24 protein-coding genes are annotated in these 21,697 nt (G+C 52.0%); 5 read left to right on the top strand and 19 right to left on the bottom strand.

Annotated elements, in window-relative coordinates:
* Nucleotides 1-46 precede the first annotated feature (46 nt).
* The 5 genes from NST26_RS14560 to NST26_RS14540 form a co-directional block, all read right to left on the bottom strand.
* Nucleotides 47-928 carry an ABC transporter permease subunit gene (locus NST26_RS14560; protein ID WP_340979300.1) on the bottom strand — a complete coding sequence of 294 codons (882 nt, stop codon included), beginning with the start codon at nucleotides 926-928 and terminating at the stop codon, nucleotides 47-49.
* Nucleotides 925-1,917 (bottom strand): ABC transporter ATP-binding protein, encoded by a 993-nt coding sequence (locus NST26_RS14555; protein ID WP_339256412.1) that lies wholly within the window; start codon nucleotides 1,915-1,917, stop codon nucleotides 925-927. Before NST26_RS14555 ends, NST26_RS14560 begins: the two co-directional genes overlap by 4 nt.
* Nucleotides 1,914-3,041, bottom strand: coding sequence for a hypothetical protein (locus tag NST26_RS14550; protein ID WP_340979298.1), 1,128 nt, complete (start codon nucleotides 3,039-3,041; stop codon nucleotides 1,914-1,916). Before NST26_RS14550 ends, NST26_RS14555 begins: the two co-directional genes overlap by 4 nt.
* 23 nt (nucleotides 3,042-3,064) lie before the next feature.
* Nucleotides 3,065-3,580 carry a sigma-70 family RNA polymerase sigma factor gene (locus NST26_RS14545; protein WP_036728818.1) on the bottom strand — a complete coding sequence of 172 codons (516 nt, stop codon included), beginning with the start codon at nucleotides 3,578-3,580 and terminating at the stop codon, nucleotides 3,065-3,067.
* Between the two features lie 61 nt (nucleotides 3,581-3,641).
* Nucleotides 3,642-4,205, bottom strand: a complete 564-nt coding sequence (locus NST26_RS14540) for a TetR/AcrR family transcriptional regulator (RefSeq protein ID WP_340979297.1) — start codon at nucleotides 4,203-4,205, stop codon at nucleotides 3,642-3,644.
* A 165-nt stretch (nucleotides 4,206-4,370) separates the two neighbouring features.
* Between NST26_RS14540 and NST26_RS14535 the strand changes: the two genes are divergently transcribed.
* Both NST26_RS14535 and NST26_RS14530 read left to right on the top strand, forming a co-directional pair.
* Complete coding sequence (locus NST26_RS14535) at nucleotides 4,371-5,075, top strand: NAD(P)-dependent oxidoreductase (RefSeq protein ID WP_339314057.1); 705 nt, start codon at nucleotides 4,371-4,373, stop codon at nucleotides 5,073-5,075.
* A 177-nt stretch (nucleotides 5,076-5,252) separates the two neighbouring features.
* Nucleotides 5,253-5,465, top strand: coding sequence for a hypothetical protein (locus tag NST26_RS14530; protein WP_340979296.1), 213 nt, complete (start codon nucleotides 5,253-5,255; stop codon nucleotides 5,463-5,465).
* A 153-nt stretch (nucleotides 5,466-5,618) separates the two neighbouring features.
* On the opposite strand, the gene NST26_RS14525 is transcribed toward NST26_RS14530, so the two are convergent.
* The 6 genes from NST26_RS14525 to NST26_RS14500 all read right to left on the bottom strand — a co-directional run bounded on the left by NST26_RS14525 (nucleotide 5,619) and on the right by NST26_RS14500 (nucleotide 12,370).
* Nucleotides 5,619-5,933: a hypothetical protein gene (locus tag NST26_RS14525; protein WP_340979295.1), complete on the bottom strand. Its 315-nt coding sequence runs from the start codon at nucleotides 5,931-5,933 to the stop codon at nucleotides 5,619-5,621.
* A gap of 143 nt (nucleotides 5,934-6,076) precedes the next feature.
* On the bottom strand, nucleotides 6,077-7,531 hold the full coding sequence (gene nagE / locus NST26_RS14520; RefSeq protein WP_340979294.1) for an N-acetylglucosamine-specific PTS transporter subunit IIBC: 1,455 nt from the start codon (nucleotides 7,529-7,531) through the stop codon (nucleotides 6,077-6,079).
* 43 nt (nucleotides 7,532-7,574) lie between these two features.
* Complete coding sequence (locus tag NST26_RS14515) at nucleotides 7,575-8,096, bottom strand: PTS sugar transporter subunit IIA (protein WP_339256400.1); 522 nt, start codon at nucleotides 8,094-8,096, stop codon at nucleotides 7,575-7,577.
* A gap of 21 nt (nucleotides 8,097-8,117) precedes the next feature.
* Nucleotides 8,118-8,984 (bottom strand): PRD domain-containing protein, encoded by an 867-nt coding sequence (locus NST26_RS14510; RefSeq protein WP_036728836.1) that lies wholly within the window; start codon nucleotides 8,982-8,984, stop codon nucleotides 8,118-8,120.
* A gap of 186 nt (nucleotides 8,985-9,170) precedes the next feature.
* Nucleotides 9,171-11,903 (bottom strand): CHASE3 domain-containing protein, encoded by a 2,733-nt coding sequence (locus NST26_RS14505; protein WP_340979293.1) that lies wholly within the window; start codon nucleotides 11,901-11,903, stop codon nucleotides 9,171-9,173.
* A 71-nt stretch (nucleotides 11,904-11,974) separates the two neighbouring features.
* On the bottom strand, nucleotides 11,975-12,370 hold the full coding sequence (locus NST26_RS14500) for a DivIVA domain-containing protein (protein WP_036728841.1): 396 nt from the start codon (nucleotides 12,368-12,370) through the stop codon (nucleotides 11,975-11,977).
* 187 nt (nucleotides 12,371-12,557) lie between these two features.
* Between NST26_RS14500 and NST26_RS14495 the strand changes: the two genes are divergently transcribed.
* Entirely contained in the window at nucleotides 12,558-13,121 is a 564-nt protein-coding gene (locus NST26_RS14495) for a TraR/DksA C4-type zinc finger protein (protein ID WP_340979292.1), read from the top strand.
* Nucleotides 13,122-13,228: 107 nt separating this feature from the next.
* Here the strand turns inward: NST26_RS14495 and NST26_RS14490 are convergent, their stop codons facing one another.
* The gene (locus NST26_RS14490; RefSeq protein WP_036694148.1) at nucleotides 13,229-13,588 is read right to left on the bottom strand and encodes a helix-turn-helix transcriptional regulator; all 360 of its coding nucleotides are present in this window, start codon (nucleotides 13,586-13,588) and stop codon (nucleotides 13,229-13,231) included.
* A 579-nt stretch (nucleotides 13,589-14,167) separates the two neighbouring features.
* On the opposite strand from NST26_RS14490, the gene NST26_RS14485 reads away from it, so the two are divergent.
* Both NST26_RS14485 and NST26_RS14480 read left to right on the top strand, forming a co-directional pair.
* On the top strand, nucleotides 14,168-14,620 hold the full coding sequence (locus NST26_RS14485) for a MarR family winged helix-turn-helix transcriptional regulator (protein WP_339256393.1): 453 nt from the start codon (nucleotides 14,168-14,170) through the stop codon (nucleotides 14,618-14,620).
* Nucleotides 14,621-14,642: 22 nt separating this feature from the next.
* On the top strand, nucleotides 14,643-15,161 hold the full coding sequence (locus tag NST26_RS14480) for a GNAT family N-acetyltransferase (protein WP_339256391.1): 519 nt from the start codon (nucleotides 14,643-14,645) through the stop codon (nucleotides 15,159-15,161).
* 110 nt (nucleotides 15,162-15,271) lie between these two features.
* Here the strand turns inward: NST26_RS14480 and NST26_RS14475 are convergent, their stop codons facing one another.
* The 7 genes from NST26_RS14475 to NST26_RS14445 form a co-directional block, all read right to left on the bottom strand.
* On the bottom strand, nucleotides 15,272-15,916 hold the full coding sequence (locus NST26_RS14475) for a general stress protein (RefSeq protein ID WP_036728847.1): 645 nt from the start codon (nucleotides 15,914-15,916) through the stop codon (nucleotides 15,272-15,274).
* Nucleotides 15,917-16,024: 108 nt separating this feature from the next.
* Entirely contained in the window at nucleotides 16,025-18,517 is a 2,493-nt protein-coding gene (hrpB, locus tag NST26_RS14470; RefSeq protein WP_340979291.1) for an ATP-dependent helicase HrpB, read from the bottom strand.
* A 219-nt stretch (nucleotides 18,518-18,736) separates the two neighbouring features.
* The gene (locus tag NST26_RS14465; RefSeq protein WP_340953260.1) at nucleotides 18,737-19,147 is read right to left on the bottom strand and encodes a DnaJ family domain-containing protein; all 411 of its coding nucleotides are present in this window, start codon (nucleotides 19,145-19,147) and stop codon (nucleotides 18,737-18,739) included.
* Between the two features lie 151 nt (nucleotides 19,148-19,298).
* Nucleotides 19,299-19,679, bottom strand: coding sequence for a GIY-YIG nuclease family protein (locus NST26_RS14460; RefSeq protein ID WP_036728853.1), 381 nt, complete (start codon nucleotides 19,677-19,679; stop codon nucleotides 19,299-19,301).
* A 25-nt stretch (nucleotides 19,680-19,704) separates the two neighbouring features.
* Complete coding sequence (locus NST26_RS14455; protein ID WP_340953263.1) at nucleotides 19,705-20,493, bottom strand: DUF2087 domain-containing protein; 789 nt, start codon at nucleotides 20,491-20,493, stop codon at nucleotides 19,705-19,707.
* A 155-nt stretch (nucleotides 20,494-20,648) separates the two neighbouring features.
* Nucleotides 20,649-20,795 carry a hypothetical protein gene (locus NST26_RS14450; protein ID WP_340953265.1) on the bottom strand — a complete coding sequence of 49 codons (147 nt, stop codon included), beginning with the start codon at nucleotides 20,793-20,795 and terminating at the stop codon, nucleotides 20,649-20,651.
* Between the two features lie 27 nt (nucleotides 20,796-20,822).
* Nucleotides 20,823-21,632 carry an SDR family oxidoreductase gene (locus tag NST26_RS14445; RefSeq protein WP_036728859.1) on the bottom strand — a complete coding sequence of 270 codons (810 nt, stop codon included), beginning with the start codon at nucleotides 21,630-21,632 and terminating at the stop codon, nucleotides 20,823-20,825.
* Nucleotides 21,633-21,697: the final 65 nt, after the last annotated feature.

Raw genomic sequence — 21,697 nt, 5'->3', positions numbered from 1 at the left:
TTCGGGGCGCTGCTTTGTTTGATTTTATAATAAGCATGGTCGATTCCTACAGATCCTTACGCTGAAAGCGCAGAAGCCCCAGCCCAAAGATAACCACAGTGTAGATTGCAGCGTATACGACAAAGGTATTAGACGGAAATGAATTGAAATTCATCAGACTAAGCGCCCCGCTATCCATCGATAACATACCATTCATATCCTGTAAGCTGAACAGCTCGACAGTCATTCGGCGCTGCAAGGTATCTGCGGGCATAATCATCGAGATCATTCCGGTCAGATTATTCAGCACCTTGAGTCCGTCGTCCTCCAGTCTCAGCGAACCGCTAAGCTTATCTACCATCCCTCCGAGAAATCCCGCCCCGTAGAGCATTGTCATGAACACACCGTTGCCAAGCGCCGAGAATAGTCCTGAACCCAGCATGGATACGGAGATTAACAAGGGAACTACAGAGGCGAACAGCAGGAATGACTTCGCAAGCACGACTGCATCTCTGGGAACATTCGCGTGGGCACTTGTAATCAGCAGAATTGCAGTGAACAGAATGAGGGCATAGATCGTTCCCAGCGTGACAAAGCCCAGCCAGCGGCCAAGATACCATTTCCAGCGCGGCAGCGGCCGGGGTAACAGAGCCTGCATGACCCCCTGCTCCGCTTCACCAGCAATCACCGAGAAAGAGCTGAAGATCGCCAGAAAGGCAATAACGAACGCGCCGAAGAAGAAGCCCAGACTCAGAATAAAAGCGCCGTTCATGTACTGCATGAACAACCCGCTGCCATTTTCCAGCGTTCCGGCCCCTTGATAGTTCGTTCCTACGGTATCGGCCACAAACCAGAAGGCAATCAGGAACACCAGGGTAAGCAGGAGGGTTAGCAGCATCACTTTTTTGCGCAGCATTTCTTTCCAGGTCATTGCTAATATGGTTCTCATTCCTTCTCCCCCCTATGACTGAGCCCGGCTACCGCATCCATGAACCAGTCCTCCAGCCGTTCAGTCTGGCGGCTTACCTGGTACAGCGTCATCCCTTGCTCCACCATCAGCCCGTTCAGCCAGCCAGCCTGCTCCTCATGATCCAGCTCCGCCTCCAGCCACACGACGCTTGAATCTGACTCCTCCTGTGCCGGATCATAGCCCGATTTACCCGCCGCAGGCACGGATTCCCGGATGGATAGCCCTGTATGCTCATTAAGCCAGGACAGCAAAAAAGGCGTGTATCCGCCCACTTTGAAATGCCAGCTTGTCCGTTTGTTCAGCATCTCCGCTACTTTGCCGTGCCGCAGGACCGCTCCGTTACTCAGCAGAGCCATCCGGTCGCACAGCACTTCAACATCCTCAAGTAAATGAGAGTTGAGAAAAATAGTAATTCCCCGGTCCTTCAGCCGCTGCAGAATCTTCCGCACTTCCATTCTCCCGATGGGATCAAGGGCTGAAGAGGGTTCATCCAGGAACAGAATCTCCGGGTCATTCACCAGCGCACACGCAAGACCCAGCCGCTGCTGCATTCCCTTGGAATAATGCTTAACCCGGTCCCTTCCGCGCAGCCCGATACCTACCTCCTGCAAGAGGTGAGGGATTCTCTGATCCATGACGGATTTCGGAATCCGGCACAGCTTGGCATGAAGCCTGACCACCTCTTCACCGGTCAGCCAATCCTGGTAGCGGTACAGCTCCGGCAGATAGCCAATTTTCATTTTGGCTTCCATAGAGCCCAGCGGATGGCCCAGGATGGAAGCATGGCCGCCTGTTGGTGAGATGAGTCCAACCAGCATTTTGACAAAAGTACTCTTGCCGGCACCATTGGGGCCGAGGAAGCCGAAGGCTTCCCCTTTCCCCACAGTCAAGGTAACATCCCGGCAACCGCGCCCGTTCGGATAAGCTTTGGTCAAGGCGTTCGCATCAATCGCAGGGATACTGCTCATTGTGTGATCAACTCCTGTACCTTCTGAATGAACTGCTCGCGCTCAGGATAGATATCTCCGCCGCTAAGCTGTAGAAGCTGCCCCTTCTGCACCCAGACAGCCGTATAGCTGTTGCCGTTACTGAACTTCATTTCAGTAAGAATGACCGGCGTACCAGCCACCGTAATCTGTTCATCATGATTGCCCTTAATCAGCGGCATCGGCAGATCGCCGGACAAAATCCGGCTCTTCTGCAGACTGCTTCGCAGATTGTCGGGAATCAGCGGGAAGTTCACAACGGCATCAATCGCTTCGTCCAGATCCACAGAAGGATCTACGGTAACGACAGGTGTGTTCATCTGTGACAAGGCTCCCCAGTGCTGATCGCTGCCCAGATCGTAATTCACCTGCTCGGGGATATGAAGCGTAATCGGCTTGCCATCTACAGATGCAGGCAGCAGCTTGTCTGAGCCAAGGCGTTTCAGTGCCTTGTTCACTTCATCCACCTTCAGGTTCAGTGTGATATCATGGGACCCGCTGACCTGAACAAACTTGACTGAATCCATGACGGACCCCTTCAGCGGCTCGTAGCCCAGCAAGCCTTGGATATCCTTGAGCGGAACATTCTCCTTCATCTCACCATTGGTGATGGAGATGTCACCGAAGGCCTCAAGGGATTGCTCAATATTGCCATTGCCATTCTGAATTATCTGATAGAACATATCCCGCAGATCGCCTTCTTCAACAACAGTAGCCTCCTGCATCTTGAACTGGTTCAGCAAGGCTGCCATGGCTGTATTCCCTACCGGAGTAGCCAGAATTGCTGCGAAAATCGCTACGCCCGCTGCCGCAGCGGCCCACTTGCGGCTGCGGCTCATCATAGGCCGGCGTGACTTCCGCCCTGTATTCTGCATTGGCTCCGCTGCTGCAAGGTTATCCGCCTTAGCTGCCTGAAGCACAACATCTGCTTCCGGTTCTGTTCTATCTGATCTATCAGCCTTGACAGCCTGTTCCTCTATAGGGGTCTCTTGCTTGCCCCATGTAGCCCACACCGGATTGACCGGCTCGTCTTCCAGCTTCTCCTGTAATTTAGCCCAGGCTTCATCTGTGCTCTGGGGCTGTATCTGCCCGTTTGCTCTATTCATGGTTTCTTTCCTCCCGGATCTCATTATTCTTGCGGAATGGATTTCACCGCATGGTGTTTCAGTTTGGCTGTCGCCCGGCTTAACAGGGTTCCGACTACTGGCGGCTTCACTCCCAGCTCCCCGGCGATCTCTGCATAGCTGTAGCCCGAATACTTAAGCAGCAGGGCCTGCCGGTCCCGTTCGGGAAGATCCTCCAGCCAACTCCGCACATCTTCCTGGTCCAGCTTGCTGAGGACTACTTCTTCCCCCGTAGGAGCAGAAGCCCCCGCATCATATAACAGCTCCTGTTTGTTGATCAGACGCCGCTCTCTCACCCGCTGGTTCAGATAATCATATCCGATCCGTGTTAGCACTCTATGCAGCCACGCCCCCAGAGCCGCGGGATCATCCGGCGGATTTCTGTAGAGTCTGATAAAAACCTCCTGCGCCAGATCATCGGCAGCACTCTCGTCCCTCACAAGTGCCGCCAGCTTGCGCCGCACACTCGGGTAATGCTCATAAAAGATTAATTTGTATGGGTCTGATTCCGGAATATTCATTAGGTAAATCCTCCTTATCCGCTGCAGCTATAAGTAAGACGAAGGCTAAGGCGGATTTGTATCACCTTGCCTCAAGATTTCTCTCCAGCAAGTTCCCGATCCGCTGCGCCATTACGTCTGGAGGGAGCGGCTGTCCATTCTTGAACCACCATTCCACTACCCCAACGATCGCCGATCCTAGAAACTGGATGTCCACGTTTCTGATGTTGGCTGAATCCTTGTCGCTCCCTTCAGACAGGCTGTTATCCTTCTCCAGCTCGCCGAGGAAGAATTCAAGAAACCGCCCGCGGAAAAACACGCTGCCTTTACTCCCCAGCAAAACAGAGAAGAACATCGAATGCGTCTCAAAATATTCAAACCACACCAATCCCATTTCGGTATATCCGGCGGCATCGTCTGAACTTTCGCAGATTTCGCGTATATTGCTGATATGCTCTTCTATGAGCTTGTCCAGAAGATCAAATTTATCTGTGTAGTGAAGATAAAGGGTTCTACGGCTGACATCCGCTCTATCAGCAATGTCCTGTATTGTAATTTGATCAAAATCCTTTTCCAGCATCAGCTCAATAACAGCCTTTTTTAGGGCTTCCTGGGACTTGCGTATTCTCCGGTCGATCTTTAACATTCTATCCTCACCAGCTTTCCTGCAGATTACTGCACAATTCCGTTGAAGTCGTGAATTAATGCACAGAATCAGGCTTTTTAAGACTTGTATCGATTCTTGTTCTGCTTATTATTATACATACATGCTTATTAATTCACGACTGTGCATTTAAAGGAGAATATTATAATGAAACTTGCAATTATCGGAGCCACTGGAGGAACTGGAAGAAAAGTAATGGAGCTGGCACTTGCAGCAGGACACGAGGTGATAGCTGTGGTACGCAGACCGGAGGCGCTCTCCCCTGCAGCGGGGCTCACTATCCGGCAAGGGGATGTATTCGACAGATCCAGCATGATCCTGGCCCTCGCCGGAAGCGAAGCGGTCATCAGCTGTATTGGTCCTCCAAGCAACTTCTCCCCGGATGCTGCCGGCAAGAAGGGCCTTGTAAATCTTAAGGCAGGCAAAAATGTCATGGCAGCGAACTTCTCGCCGGGTACCGTCATGTCAGAAGGAATTCCAAATATCCTTGCAGCCTGTCGGCATCATGGAGTTCAGCGGCTGGTGATGCAGAGCGGGATTAATCTGAGTGACGGGAGGGAGTTGTCACTCGTCAACCGCTGGGCTGTCCGCTTGATGCGCCGCATGTTCCGCAAAGCGATTGAGGATAAGGCAGCCGCTGAACAAGCAGTAATGCGCAGCGGATTAGACTGGGTAATCGTACGGGCATCCGTGCTTAAATACGCAGAGAGTTCTTCTAATTATACGGCAGGCCCATCGGCCCGCATCCATCCGCTCCAGGCGCTGCCTTATGCTGCCTGTGCCGATTGCCTGCTGCGTGCGGCAGGCAGCGAACCGTCCTGGACCCGCAAGGTGATCAACGTCGGACGATAAGGAGCAAGCGTACGAATGAGCAAAGTATAGAAGAGCCTATACAAACGCACAGAAATAGCCCTCCCGCACGCGGTAGGACTGATATCTGGTGTATATCCATAAAAAGGTTGATCTCACCAATAAAATATAGTAGTTTATTAGGTGTAAACTATTATAAATTGAAAGGTGGAGCTAAGGATGGAACAGAAATGTATGGAAATGATGATGAACATGTGTATGGAAGACATGATGTCGAAGATGAAGAACATGAAGATGTGCATGGAAACCATGAACGAAATGGGCATGATCAACATGGATATGGACAAGATGATGACTCAAATGCAGCAGTGCGATGAAATGATGACCATGTGTATGACCATGATGCGTAATGGAATGGAAATGTCCAAGTAAGTCCAAGTACACGACGGCAAGCCCTTGAAAGTGAATCTGCGAAATTCACCTTTATTGTGCATGTCATGGCAGAGCAGACTAACTGCATGCCATTTTTTAATTAAACTATATTATCTCTATATCTACCTCTTCATATCTCCGATTATTTCTTCTCTATCTAATCTTAATATACTGCGCTTGAAGCTGCTTGGCCACGTGAATCCGCTCCATCTTCAGCTCCCATATCTGCTCTTTCCACAGACCGCTATCCGGTGTGTCCTCATGCCCTCTCAGCTTATCGAATAATTGCATCAGCAATAGGTTAATATCATCAAACCGCGACCATAGCGCTTCTACACTATCCACTTGTTTCTTTTCTTCGGCAAGCGCTCCATAGTTCTTCAACTGCTCCAGGAGATCAGCCTGCCACTGTTCATCATTAATTGCCTTGGCGTAATTCAGCAAATCCAGATAATCATCTATTGACAAAGGTACCGACTCCTTTTTTCTTTATACCAAGTATTATACTCGGTATTATAGATATTGCAATAGCCTGCGCGCAAAAAAACAGACATCCCGCAAAAGGATGCCTGCATGCAATTCCCTATTCTGCTCTGTTGACCAGCTTCAAGCTACATGAGCTTCTTGATATCATCCTTGAGCTGCTCGGACTGTGGTCCAAATACAATCTGTACAGCCCCCTGACCAAGCCGCATGACACCGGAAGCCCCCAACTGCTTGAGCGCGGAGTCCTTAACCGCCTTGTCATCATTTACGTTAAGGCGCAAGCGGGTAATACAGGCGTCAATGCTGCGGATATTCGCAGGACCGCCAATGTTCTCCAGAATCTTGGCGGCTCTGGAAGAGGACGACACCGTTGTACCGCTCTTGGACAGATCAATCAGGTCATCTTCCGTCTCATCCTCGCGTCCGGGAGTTTTGAGGTTGAACTTGACGATAATGAACCGGAACAGCACATAATAGAGGACGAAGAAGCCAAGCCCAACCGGAATCAGCACCCACGCATTGGTGGAGAGCTTCATGTTAAGCAGGTAGTCAATGAGACCGGCGGAGAATCCGAACCCCAGCTTCACATCCAGCACATACATCAGGAATCCGGCAAAACCGGTCAGCAAAGCGTGAACCAGATACAGCAGCGGTGCGAGGAACATGAAGGAGAATTCCAGCGGCTCCGTGATCCCTGTCAGGAAGGAAGCAATCGCTGATCCGATGAAGATGGACGCAACCATTTTGCGTTTCTCCGGTTTGGCTGTATGAATGAACGCCAGGGCTGCACCCGGCATAGCGAACATCATAATCGGGAAGAAGCCTGTCATGAACATTCCCGCAGTCTTATCTCCGGCGAAGAAGCGCGTCAGATCTCCGTGAACAATATCCCCTGCAGCGTTCGTGAAATCACCCAACTGGAACCAGGCGATAGCGTTGATTACATGATGCAGGCCGAAAGGAAGCAGCAGACGGTTAGCTGTCCCGAATACAAACGCCCCTGCACCGCCAAGACCGACAACCCAAGTGCCGAAGTCACTGATCACATCCTGAATCGGGCTCCAGATCATCCCAAACAGCACTGCGAGAATCATGGTGGTTATGGCCGTAATGATAGGTACGAACCGCTTACCTGCGAAGAAGCCAAGCCAGTCTGGCATTTTGATATTATGATATTTCTTGTACAGGTAAGCAGCCCAGGCTCCGGCAAAAATCCCGCCCAGCACGCCCATATTCAGCTTCACATCATCGGCGATGAACGGCATTTGGGCTGGAAGCACCTTAAGAATACTATCCAGCACCTGATAAGCAATGAGGGCGGACAGCGCGGCAACCGCATCACCTGCGAACCCGATCGCTACCCCAATTGCAAAAATCAGCGCGAGATTACCGAAGATTGCACCTGCACCTGCATTCAAGAAAGGAGCCACATACTGGTTGAGAAATCCCCCTACGGTACTGCCCAGATGGAAGTCCTTCTCATAATTAATCAGTCCGAACCCTTGCAGTATCGCTGCCGCCGGTAAAGTTGCGACTGGAAGCATCAGAGATTTCCCTAACTTTTGTAGAAAAGCCAACATAATGAAATCATCCCCCTGGTTTCATATTAAGTACATGTATGTTCTAAGGCTGTGAAGCTACTGCTGTTGTAAGAACACTGCTTGTTCCTGCCGTAACCTGGCCGTAATGGCAATCCACTTCCGGGGTGTCCTCCCCGTTGCCCGTTACAATTACCGGAGTGATCGTACGATAACCCGCAGCGCGGATTGCCTCCAGATCAAATTCGATCAGCGTCTGCCCTGCCTGCACTTCATCTCCGGTGGCAATATGGCTGATGAAGCCTTCGCCCCGCAAGCTGACCGTATCAATTCCGATGTGCATCAGCAGTTGCAGACCAGAGGCATGCTCCAGGATTAGAGCGTGATTGGTTTTGACCACATGCGCAATTTTTCCGTCAAAAGGGGCCGTTAAACGTCCCTCTATAGGTTCTATGGCGATGCCTTGGCCCATATGCCCACCGGCAAAGGTCTCATCCGGCACTTCCGTTAACGGTACGGACTGTCCGCTGACCGGAGCGTATATCTCCAGGCGGGTTACCGCCTCAGTAGGTTTCTCTTCTTTTTTAGCTTTCCATCTCGAAAACATAAAAGTCACTCCTTGCTGCTGCTATTTATTCTTCTCTATGGTCTGGAACAGCCGGTGCAGATGCATAGCCAGGAAGCAGATTTCTTCTTCGGGTACGTCTACACTGAGCTTGCCTTGCATGACTTTGCCCATCCTTTGCGCGAGCTTGTATTCATCCTTGTATTCCTTCTTGATATGCTTCACAAAAGGATTGTCGATGAGCGAACCCTGCAGAATCCGTTCAATCGAGAATCTCAAGTGAACCATCAGCCGGACATGATTCATACTGCCCTGCTCAAAGCGGATCTTGCGTTCACTGCGGATCATCTCCATCAGCTCACTGACAATGTTGGAGGCCTTCACAAGCTGGCCCACCGGCACATTGCTGACCGCAGAATAGACGTGGTAAGTAAGGAAACCGACCTCGTCCTCAGGAATCTGCACTTCAAAGCCTTCGCTGATCTTCCCCGCCGCCTTGGAAGCGATCTCAAATTCCTTGGGGAACGTCATCCGGGTCTCCTCCAGGAATGGATTCACAATGTCCATCCCGCTGCGCAAGCGGAAAATGGTGAATTGGATATGGCTGGGGAGCGCCAAATAGATCTTGTCGTTTAACTTGCCGGGAAACTCACGGGCGATATCAGAGATAATCTCATCCGTAATCCTCATGACCTTGGGATCAATGTCCTCCAGCAGAATCTGATACTGACTCCATTCCTCCCGGTCCTCCAGCCGAAACAGCTTTTCAATCCGGGGATCATCCGAATCTATAACACCCGTATCCTTAAGCGCAAACCCGATGCCCTTGCCGATAATTACATATTCCTTGCTCTTCTTGCCGCCCTCTACCATTACGACATTATTCCCAATCACCCGCAGCACCTGAAATTGTTCAGTGTCCCTCGCCAAGTTCCCCCTCCTTTCCGCCCATATCCTGATTTTTTGCACAAAAAAGAGCCAAGACTGGACTCAAAGTATTGAGTACGAATCTTGGCTCATGCCCTGTTAAGGTAACACGCCACTGCATATAAATGATCATTTATGAACCCATCATAAAGCATACCTTGTATTCCCGTCAATGGGTTTTTGGAAAAGTCAAATGTACCGGCACATTCGTGTAATGACGTCCTGTATCAATACCGGCTTGCTGATGAAATCAGTGGCTCCGGCGGCCAGGCAACGCTCACGGTCTTCCTTCATCGTCTTGGCAGAGACCGCAATGATCGGGAGGTCGGTGAGATGCATCTCCTCACGGATAATAGACAGTGTGTCATATCCATCCAGAACCGGCATCATAATATCCAGGAGTACGATATCCACCTCCGGCTGCTCTCTAACCACTTGAAGACATTCATACCCTGTCTGAGCGGTAATAATGATCATTCCGTAAGGCTCCAGACCCTTCTGCAAGGCATAAATATTGCGCATATCATCATCCACAATCAGGACAGTTCTGCCTTGCAGCATGGCGTATTCTTTCTCGAACAGGGAGTCCCCGCTAGTACCCGGCTGCCCTGTATCATGAACGGTTCTGGAGTGCTCCGCCCCGGCTGCAGTCTGAGCTAGCTCCGCCGGATGGAACGGTTCTTCTTCACTGTCCAGTTCACGGCAAGGGAGATACAAGGTGAATGTACTACCCTTGCCCTCTTCGCTCTCCAAGCTGATATGCCCGCCCAGCAGCTGAGCCAATTGCTGGGAGATGGACAAGCCCAGACCAGTTCCCCCGAATTTGCGGGCAGTCGTTCCGTCCACTTGGCGGAAGGCCTCGAAGATCAGCTCACGGTTCTCTTCAGAGATGCCGATTCCGGTATCCTGGACAGCAAAGGCCAGTACCGGCCCCTCTGCTATGTAACTCTGATCTGAATATGCCGCCAGCTTGGTAATCTCCATGGTAACAGAGCCCTGCTCCGTGAATTTGAAGGCATTGGACAGCAGATTCCGCAGAATCTGGTGCAGGCGCATCTCATCGGTGAAGAACAGATCCGGAACCTCGGGGTTCAGGGTCACGTTAAACTCCACATTCTGCGCTTCTGCAAGCTTGCCGAAATAACCCTGCAGCAGCGAGGGCAGCTCGGTGAGATTGACGGCATCCATTTCCACCAGCATTTTGCCCGCTTCCACCTTGGAAAGATCCAGAATATCGTTAATCATACTAAGCAGATCACTGCCGGAATTGTAAATGACAGAGGCATAGCCCAGTTCTTCCTCGGTTAACGTATGATTGCGGTTCTCCGTCAGCAGCTGTGAGAGAATCAGCATACTGTTCAGCGGTGTCCGCAGCTCATGCGACATATTGGCCAGGAATTCAGACTTGTAGCGCGAGCTCTGTTCCAGCTGTTCATTGTACCGCTCCAGCTCGATCGCTGCATTCTCGGCTACATATTTCTGATTCTCAAGCTCCTTGTTCACGGTTAGCAGCTCGCTGGTCTGACTCTGAAGCTCCTCCGTCTGCATCTGCATCTCCTCGGACTGGGTCTGCAGCTCTTCGGATTGAACCTGAAGCTCTTCGTTCATCACCTGTGATTCATGCAGAAGCCTCTGGATCTCCATGCGGGTCTTCACCGAATTCACGGTAACCCCCATCATGTCCAGCAATTCCTTCAGCAGCTCGAAATGGTAAGGCGCCCAACGGGTCAGCGCAGCAATCTCCAGTACAGCAACAGTCTTGTTCTCAAAAATAATCGGAGCAATCACAGCGAACCTCGGCGGCGTTCTGCCCAGAGCGGAGCTGATGGAGATATAGTCATCAGGCAATTGCTCAATCACATTCATCCGCTGATCCAGCGCACATTGACCTGCCAGGCCTACTCCCGGCTGAATAACCTCGGGCCCGATGCGTTCTTCCTTATTCTCTGCGCCTGCATAGGAATAGATGCGCTCGAACAGTTCCTCATTATTCACGACGTATATAGTGGCATACTGCATTTCCAGCATAACCGACAACCGGCTGACAAAAATTCTGCACAGCGAAGGCATATCAATGGTCTCTTGCAGGGCAATCGACATTGAGGTGAGCTGTTCGCTCGTCCACTGCTCCCGCTGCACGTTATCCAGCAGCCCGTTCGTCGCTTCGCCCAGGTCATAGATTTCATCCAGCGTCTTCACCTTAATGCGCTCCGAGCGGTTACCGCCGGAGGCAATACTGTTGATGGCCTGTATGACGCTGTGCAACGGATTCACAATGCTGGCCGAGAGCAGATAAGTGATGAGCAGCGCAAGTACGACCACCAATCCCCACAATATGTACATGGTAATCAGCAGCTTATGATTGCTGTCCTTCAGGTTGCTGATCCGGTCGTTCGTGAGCGTACGTTCGATGTCACGGAAGTAATCGGACTGGGAACGGATCGTATCGACGAGATTTTTTCCCGTATCGTTGCGAAAAAAAGCGTTGACCGCTTCCGTATGACCATTCTTCTTCAGCTCAACCACATGCTGTCCGGCAACATCGACCCACTTCTCGATATTATCCGTAATCGTGTCCAGATTCCGTACCTGCTTCGGGTTATCGGCAATGAGATTATTCAGCTTCGCTGCATTAATCCTCCACTGCACCAGCCCGTCATTATACGGTGCCAGATAGGACTCATCATCGGTAAGGACATACCCCCGCTGTCCAGTCTCCATATCAAGTACATTTTTCTCAATTTGATATGTAAGTTCATGAACTTCTATATCATGATCGCTCAAGAACACGGTTTCTTTCTCCAGGCTGTTAATCCGGCCAGAGACTATAATCAGAAATAGCCCCAGCATTAATAATATGATGACATATCCAAGTGCGATTTTGCCGCGGATCTTCAAGCTCCAAGCATGCTTCTCCGGCAATGGTCCTACCCCCGTCCAGAGTTATACTTATGCTGCATATTGTTGTCTCTCACGCTGTGGCTGCACAGGGCTTACAAATACCCCTCCGTGCGGGGAATGGGCAATCTGTCCTTGAGCTGACGCACATTGGCTTCCAGCTTGATGATAATATCTTCGAGATCCTGCGGATCAATGCCCTTAATAATCGGCACAGGGGCCGGAGTGGCTGCGGTCTTCACCTCTGCCTTCAGCTCTTTCATCTCAATCTGCTGCTCCTGCCATTTATCCATCAGATCCGCTATGGTAGCATAGAACCGTTCATAATCCTTAATGACGCTGTCCAGGAACGTATCCACCTCTTCGGCATCATAGCCGCGAAGCTTCATACTGAATTCCTTTTCATGAATGGTAAGTGCATCAAGTGTAATACCGAGCTGGCTGAACAGCTTTCTCTGCTTATCCAGCCGCCGTTTCATATGTTCGTCCATTTCATAACCTCCAAGTGTATGCTGCATTCATCCGGCAGGTATTATTATAACAGGGTGAAAGCAGCATGAAAATATCACTAAAGTTACAATTCAGCATAGGGATGCCTGCTGATTGCCCTATAACACATTAGGGTAAGGAAAGATTACGACAGTATAACTACTAATCAAGCTGAAAGGAAGATGACAGATGAGCCACTTAACCAAAGACCAATTGACTAAGCTTAGAGCCTCGCTTGAAGAACGCAAGGCTGAACTGGAACAGCATTTCTCCGGCAATGGAGCAGAAGACAGCCTGCTTGGCGATTCCCTTATCCTCTCAACGGGCGAGCTCTCTTCGGTCGATAACCATCCCGCCGATACAGGAACAGAGACGTTTGAACGCAGCCGCGACCTGTCCATCAACACCTCGCTATCCGAAGAATTAACGGAGATCGAAGCTGCTCTTGCGCGGATGGATAACGGAACGTACGGCATCTGTGAAGCCAGCAAGCAAGAGATTCCTTATGAGCGGCTTGAGGCCATCCCCTACACCCGCTATACCGTGGAACATGCCCCAACCAGCAATGACATTGACGCACGTCCTGTGGAAGAAGAGGTCATGACCGCGCCGCCAGCCGGTGCAGGCGAAGGACGTCAGCAGAATAGCGGAAGATTCGATGACGCCGGTGCCTGGGAAGCCGTCGAGGATTATGGCAGCGCAAGCTCGCCGGTAACCCCGCCGGGCCAGGATTCTGAAGATGAGGATTCCTGAGCCGGCTGTTCACGACTTGTGAGGCTTCTGGATAGACTGATATAGATGAGTCCGCCGGAACGTGGCCAGATCGATATGCATGAGCCCGCCAGCTCGTGGATCTCCCATCAGAAGTTGTCTGCTACTGCCTTATTAAGAATACCAAGACAACGGTCCAGATCGGCCTTCACCTGCTTCTTATATAGTTTGGCCTTCTCCTCCCCGTCCGAAGTGAAGTGATACAGGACAATCTCCTGAAAATCGACCTTCGGATCGCTCCCCTTAAGCTGCTTGGTACGGTAAAGTATCCCTTGCTGCACCAACTCATGCAGAGCGCGGTAAATTTCACTTTGGGGAGGCGAATAGCCATGAGCTTTGAAATCTCTGCGCAAATCCTCAAGCATCTGATAACCATACCCCTTGTGTTGCTCCACCATCGTAATCAGATATACCTTTATAAACGCCCGCTGAGCAATCATAAACGCCATAAGACACCTCCCGGGGTGTTTTTTGTTAGAATCCTTAGAGAAGAACAGCCATAGCCCCTTGTCACTTAATTCCGGCAGTCAAATGATGTGGGTAGCATTTCCAGCTACAACTCTAGTATAAACTCTATTTCCCAGTTTTCACAACAAGTTATATTTTATAGTTTCATTTTTCCGGTGCGGAGTTTAGGTTTACTTTTTCTGTTTTGAAGAAGATAGGTACGCATATGGTGAGACGGTTAGATGGTATTAGTAGATACGGCTGGTGTTTTTATGCACTCTATTGTGAATTTTTCATATGATGAATTTATATTAATAGAGAACGACTTTAACTTTCCGCCCCGGACACCCGTTGCTTATACCTCTGCAGAATAAAGGTTATTGTGGACGCAATAAGTCTTTTATTAATATTTGGGGTCATTATTATGAATTTTTCATATGATGAAATGACATGAATAATCCCCCCCTCTCTGCCTCTCCACAGACGATTACTCTTATTTATTTTGTTGTAATTGCAACAAAAATCATGTATTATTTTAAAACTATAGGCTTGGAAAATACATGATCAATGGGGCTGTGATTATGAAGGAGATTCTACGCGAGGTTGGAATGATTGCCCGGTCACTGGACTCGATCAGCAATATCGAATTTAAGCAATACGACCTTACCAGGGGGCAATATTTGTATCTGATGCGGATCTGTGAGCATCCGGGGATGATCCAGGAGAAGCTGGCTGAAATGATTAAGGTGGACCGGACAACGGCTGCCCGCGCTATACAGAAGCTTGAGATTAACGGTTTTATTGAAAAAAATGAAGATCGGCACAACAAAAAAATCAAGAGGCTGATCCCTACAGAGAAAGGGCAGGCCGTCTACCCTCTGCTCAAGAGAGAGAACGATTATTCTAATAGCGTAGCGCTGTCCGGCTTCTCCGAAAGTGAGGCTGAAACCCTGGTAAAACTCCTGCAAAGAGTCAGGTCCAATGTGGAAAAAGACTGGGAATATGTAAAAAAGGGAAACAAACGGGACTATTGATTATACAAAAGGAGAATTATAGATGACTATTTTGATAAAGAGATGCTCTTCCGGCGATCTGGAGACCTTGCAAAAAATCAGTATTGAAACGTTTACGGACACCTTCAAAAATCAAAATTCACCAGAAGCTATGGAAGCTTATTTGAAAAGAGCATTTTGTACAGAGCAATTAAAAAAAGAATGCGCCAACCGCCATTCTGAATTTTACTTCATCTATTATAATGAAGAAATTGCCGGGTACCTGAAGGTTAACGCCGATGATGCCCAAACCGAACATATGGACAAGGACTCGCTTGAAGTGGAACGGATCTATATTAGAAGGCCCTTTCATAGGCTGGGGCTAGGGAAACAGCTGATTGAGAAAGCGGTGGAAATCGCGGCCGAAAAGAATAAGAGGAAGCTCTGGCTGGGGGTTTGGGAACAAAACGGAAACGCAGTTGCCTTTTATACAAAATTGAATTTCGTACAGACAGGAACTCATTCTTTCTATATGGGTGACGAGGAGCAAACAGATCTAATCATGACCAGAATCATCCTCTAGCACAATTAATTTAATCAGCACAAAATCAAGCACAAAGAACTGCCCGGGCATGTTCGCCGCAGGCAGTTCTTAAGTATGCTATAGGAGCGGGCTTAAGCCTGCTATAATTTTTAGATTTTGTCGCGGTTGTAGAGGTCCGGGTCACGGTCTGCATTCATCGAGCCTCTGTTGCCCAAGGTATTGCCAACCGTCGTGTCCCTAGGGACCAGGTCAGGGTTAGTTGCTCCGCGGTCAGCCAGCGTATCCTCTGGATACAGGCTGTCGTAACGGCCGGAATTGAGTGAACGGTTGCCCCGGAATACCGTATGGATATCTCTTCCACGGCCGTTGTCATCGACCAGGACGAGGATTTTACCGCTGTCGATGTAGCCTTCGTAGTCTCTGGCCTCATCCTCGGGAATGCCGAGTCCGATTAATCCGCCTACCAGTCCGCCTGCTCCTACTCCGATGGCCGCCCCTGTTAGTGTAGCTGCGATTGGGCCTGCAGCAAGGATTGGGCCAATTCCCGGAATGGCCAGCGCACCGATCCCGGCCAGCAGTCCGGTAATTCCGCCCACTACGCCGCCGGTGGCCGCACCTGTAGCAACGCCTTCCGGCGCCATTGTTCCTGTATCCTCGGAGATGTGTTTCAGGTCATCTCGATCCTTCGTAATTACTGAAATCTCATCGTTCGTGAACCCTTGACTCTGCAAACTTTCAATTGCTCTGGTTGCTTCTTGTTCCGTATCGAATACGCCAATAATTTTCTCTGTCACTTGAAGCCCTCCTTCGTAATTGTTGTTCGCTACTCTATTACCCGTTCACGCGGTGCCCAAACAGGAAAAGCATCACCGGATGAATTAATACCTGATACCCCTCTCATTCTATTTGGTAGGACGGGTACGGTTGGTCGGTACTGCCTCCAGCGGATTATCCGGCCAGTAGTGCTTGGGATAACGGCCTTTCAGATCTTTTTTCACCTCGAAATAGGTGTTCTGCCAGAAGCTGGCCAGATCTGAGGTAATCTGCATCGGCCTTCTCGCCGGAGACAGCAGGTGCAGCAGCACCGGGACCTTCCCTCCGCCAATCCGTGGAGTATCCGTCTGCCCGAACATCTCCTGCAGCCTAACTGCCAGTACCGGCGCCCCCGGATTACTGTAATCCAAGGGAACCCGCGAACCGCTCGGTACCGTAATATGCGTCGGCGCCTCCTTGTTCAGCTGCTGGCGGCTGTTCCAGTCCAGCATCCCCTCCAGCGCCTGCGTCAGCTTCACCCGCTGTAAATCACGGAGATTCCGCATCCCTTGTATAAAGGGTGCCAGCCATTCCTCCAATGTATCCATCAACGCCTCATCCGACATATCGGGCCAGTCGGCCCGCAGTGAGTGCATGAATTCCATCCGCTGCCGCAGCTGAGTGGTCGCTTTCTCCCATGGCAGCAGCTGTAGCCCTTCCGCCGCGATCACCTTCAGCAGTACGCTCTCTGTCTCCTCGGGAGTAGCCCGCTCATGGGTCGTCTGCTTCAGAATGAGCGCCCCCAGCCGGGTCACTCTTCGCGCCTTCACGCTTCCGCTCTCACTGTCCCAGTAGACTTCGCGCTCCTCCAGAAGGCTGTCCGCATGATGCTTCAGCAGGTCCTGCTCGGAGAGCGCTGCGGCAAGCATAATCCGGCTCTGCCCGGCACGGTCATCCACGCCGGGTGCCACGATGTAGGGCGAGCGCGCCAGCGGCTGCCCCTCGCGCATCGCCGCCCCCCGGCCGCCGGAGAGCAGGAACGCGCCATTGCCGCGCTCCTGCCCGATCCGGTCGGGATAGGCGAACGACAGCAGCAGGCCGCTGCGGCTGATGTCGCCGGGCCCTTCGCCCGGCGCTGCCTGCAGCTGCGCCAGGAAGCTGCGGCTCTCGCGCTGCACCGCGCGCAAGGCCGCCGGGTCCGCTCCGCCGCTACTGGCGGAGCGCTCGAATCCGAGCAGCGCCTCCACGCGAAGCGTGAGGTCGCTATCTAGAGCCGCGGGACCCCGGAAGAGGTCCCGCTCCTGCAGCAGCGCAGCGAGCCTGGCGGCGAGCGGCGCAGCTGCAAGGTCTGCCGCGCGCAGCAGCATATGCGCGATGCGCGGGTGCGCGCCAAGCACGGCCATGCTGCGGCCGTGCGGCGTAATGGCGCCGCCGGCGTCCAGCGCACCGAGCTGGCGCAGCAGCGCCGAGGCCTGCGCGTAAGGCGCGGCAGGCGGCGCATCCAGCCAGGCGAGCGCTCCCGGATCGCGCACGCCCCACAGCGCCAGCTCCAGGGCGAGCTGCGCCAGGTCGGTCTCCATGATCTCCGGCACGTTGTCGTCCGGCAGATGATCATGCGCCTCTCGGCTCCATAGCCTGTAGCAGACGCCTGGTGCTGTGCGGCCTGCCCGGCCGCGCCGCTGATCGGCCGAGGCCTTCGAGACCGGCACCGTCGTTAAGCGCGGCATGCCGGTACGCGCAGAGAATACCTGCGTCCGGCGAAGCCCCGTGTCAATCACCGAGCGTACCCCTTCGATTGTCAGACTCGTCTCGGCAATGGAGGTTGCCAGTACGACCTTCCGTTCGCCTTCCACTGCAGGAGCCACCGCCGCATCCTGCTGCGGCTGCGGCAGTTGGCCATAGAGCGGCCGCAGCACCGTTCCCGGCGGCAGACTTCCTGATGCCAGCTCCTGTTCCGTCCGGCGGATCTCCCGCTCGCCGGGCAGAAAGACTAGCACATCCCCCGGCTGCTCAGCAAGCGCGCGCCGGACAGCGGCGGCGGCGGATTTCTCAGCGGTAGCATTGCCTGCCTCCGGCACATAGACCGTCTCCACCGGATACGTCCGGCCCGGACAACGGACGACCGGCGCTTCACCCAGCAGAGAAGCTACGCGGTCTCCATCCAGGGTCGCCGACATCACCAGAATGCGCAGATCCTCGCGCAGCACACTCTGCGCTTCAAGCGCCAGTGCCAGTCCAAGATCCGCATGCAGGCTGCGCTCATGGAACTCGTCAAAGATCACAAGACCCACATCCCCCAGCGAAGGATCGCTCTGGAGCATTCGCGTCAGCACGCCTTCCGTCACAACAACAATGCGTGTATTCCGCCCCACCTTGGTATCCATCCGCATGCGATAGCCTACGGTCTGACCCACACTCTCCCCCAGACAGGACGCCATATAAGCTGCGGCCGAACGGGCTGCCAGGCGTCTGGGCTCCAGCATCAGGATAGTTTTACCGGCCAGCCAAGGCTCCTCCAAAAAAGCAGGCGGCACCGCCGTTGTCTTCCCCGCTCCAGGTTCGGCAATCAGAATGGCCGCTGCACGGTCTGTCAGAATTCTCTTCAGGTCAGGGAGCACCTGCATAATCGGAAGCTGCTTCATTTCATCTCTCCATCATCTGCTAAAAGTTAAGTTAAATCTCCATCTCCCTATCATCGGCGAATTCATTCCAGATATCAAGCAGTTCGTTACTGCTGTAGGAGGATTTACCCGTTCAACAATAAGCTCCCATCTAAACTTTCGCACAAAAACCCCCGGTTCCATGAACCGGAGGCCTCATACTTACTTCAATACTCGTCTACTCACCCGTTTCCTCACCCACTACTCCCTACCATCCCGTTCCACCCCGGTCAGCCGCTGCCCGATCACGTCCCCGTAATCTGCATATGCAGCATTGCTTTCCAGACCCCGTTCCTGCAAAAGCATCTGAAGACGCAGCCGCTTCAGGGAGAGCTTGCCCTCCAGCTCCTTGCGTTCCCCGGCAGTGCTGTTGCCGCTGGTGTGACAAGCCATCAGCAGCTCTTCGAGCGTCACACACTCTGCGCGCAGCGTGACTTCCTCGGGCAGCAATCCGGCGTTCTTCATAATCTTGTAGGACATCCGCAGCTCCTCGGGTACGCCCGAGAGATCCTCCAGCTCCAGCGGCTTGCCGTGCCCCGGCAGATTGGAGAACTCTCCGCTGCGCATAGCTTCCTGAATTCTTTGTTCTGCAAGCCAAGATAATATAGCCATCCACACCGTTCCTTTCATCAGCGCCCCGGTGCCCTTTTATATTGCAAACGGCACATTCTGCTACAGCTTTATCCTTATTTTAGCACGGGTGCTGCTGAAATTCATTCCCGGTTTGCCTGTAAGTTATCGCTTCTTATCACCAGGCAGAAAGCTATTTCTGCTTATGATATCCGCGCTCCCCGTAAGGAGACAGCTGCTCCAGCCACTTACTCTCCATGTCCGGCAGCATCTTGCGGTACTTCTTCAGCTCCTGCACATCGGCCACGAAATCCTCCTCCGGCTTAATCTGCTCCAGCACCTCGAAGCGAAAGCCCGCTTCCCCGCGTTCATTCCAGTCTTCCTGCAGCGCCTTGTTGTCATGGCCTTTGATATCCAGCATGAACTTATGCTTATTCCAGACCCCGTCCAGATTCAGGCTGCTTCCCACATACATTTTGTCATTGCCGGTGTTCACAATCCGGTATACCCCCATCGGCCTGTGCGAGTGTGCGTAATTATATCCCAATTCCTTGCGTCTGGTTTTATCCGTCATTATTTCTCTCTCCTTCTTCTCTCCGTTATAATTTCACCCAGTAGCTGCTTCCGTCTTCTTCACGGTCCAGCAGCCCGTAATCGATCAGATACCGCCGGAGCGTCACGTAATCGGGGTAAGCGGCTTCGAGCACCGCATTGATTTCCTTCTCACTATACTTGCGCCCGGTCTCAAAACGCTGCAGCAAATGGCGCAGGATAGCCGCCTTCCGCTTCTGCCGCTTAGGGAACTCTGACAACGGGCCGTCCGGCCCCTGTTTGAAATAGGTGCCCAGAATCTCGGCGTTCTCCTGCTCGGTAATCGCGAACCGTTCATCAACCATCACAGCCGTACGCGGAATACTCACAAAAGGCGATGAAGCTCCCGGCTTCTCCTCAGCCAGCTCCATAACCGCCAAAAACAGCTTGGCCTGCTTCACCTTCTCGCGAAGCGTGAACCGGTGGTTACGCACCGTGGAGGTGCTGCCGATCCCCAGCTCCTTGGCTGCTTCTGCATCGCTAAGACTTTGGCGGAAGGCCTGAAGCAGCCCCTTCTGCAATTCGGTTAACCCGCTCAGCTTCTTGTCCAGCGTCAGCAGCCAATGGAACATCCCGCCATGAACCCTGTCCACATGCAGAGCTGCGAACTTCTCCGCTTCGTAATACTGCCCTTCATCCTTATAGATCAAGCCCTTCTCGAAGGCAGCTCCGCAGACCAGACAATAATACTTTTCCGTCCGCTCTTCCGTCTCCACATTATAGCCCTGCTTCAATTCTGCAATGGACGCATTCCAGAATTTCTCCGATATCCGCACTGCTTCATTCTCTTCTACCAACCGGACCACCACACCCTTTGTTTACTTTTATATAGACATATTATCATTTCGTTTGTTATTTTACAACTATCTAATTAGATTGTTTATGGCAAAAGAAAAACACCGCCAATCATGGCAGTGTCTCTAAATCCCGGAGGATCGCTATTTGTCAGTTCTTACAATGCAGCAGAAGCCTGCTTCAGCAAGGTACGTTCCGCTACCTCCGGTATAGCCTCGTGAATGACCTCACGCAGCTTGGAGCATATCTCCGATTGCCAGGGCAGCTTGATCTGAGCAATGTAATCCGTCACTTCTTGGTTCATGGAATCACCTTTTCCTGGAGAATGAACTTAAGACAGCAGCGACTCCGCACCGTCAATCACAATCTGCGAGCCGGTAATATGAATGGATTCATCCGAGGCCAGGAACGCGACCAGATCGGCGACATTCTCCGGCTTGCCCGGTCCGTCTGCCAGCGGCTGTGCTCCTTCAGGGAATTCAATTGGAATAACAATCGACTCCACATCATCGTTCCACTCCGTGCTCTCGTCGATATTCGTGGCGATCGCTCCCGGACAAATGACATTGACCCGGATTTTGAACTTGGCCAGCTCCAGTGCAGCCATCTTCGCGAACGCGACCTGTCCCGCCTTAGTGGTGCTGTATGGTGACCAGCCGAAGCTGGTAAATCTGCTGTTGCCGTTGATCGAGCTGGTAATAATAATACTGCCTTTGCCCTTCTCCTTCAGATGGGGAATGGTGTATTTCAGCGTCAGGAAGGTGCCAGTGAGGTTGACAGACAACGTCTTCTCCCAATCATCCACGCTCAGCTCCTCAATCGGCCCGACCACTCCGTTAATGCCAGCATTGGCGAACACAATATCCAGACCTCCGAAATGCTCCACAGTCCTGCGCACCGCTTCCTCCATCCGGCCGGCATCCGAAGTATCCACATCAATAGCTAACGCGCAATCCCTGCGCAGCTTATTCAATTTCTGTTCAAGGATCGAAGTACGTTCGTTCACCAGATCGAACAAGGCGACATTCGCACCTTCACGTGCCAGCTGAATTGCTGCCGCTCTGCCGATTCCCGAGCCCGCACCTGTGATTATGGCTGTTTTCCCTTGAAAACGCTGCTTTTTTGCTATATTGGGGCTCATATGTACACTCTCCTTCCGTGAATACCATTCTGCATGTAATGGCTCTGTTTCAAGATTACCCAAAT

This window comes from Paenibacillus sp. FSL R7-0128 (genome assembly GCF_038002245.1).
GTDB lineage: Bacteria > Bacillota > Bacilli > Paenibacillales > Paenibacillaceae > Paenibacillus_AQ > Paenibacillus_AQ silagei.
This window is presented reverse-complemented; position numbering and strand designations above follow the sequence as displayed.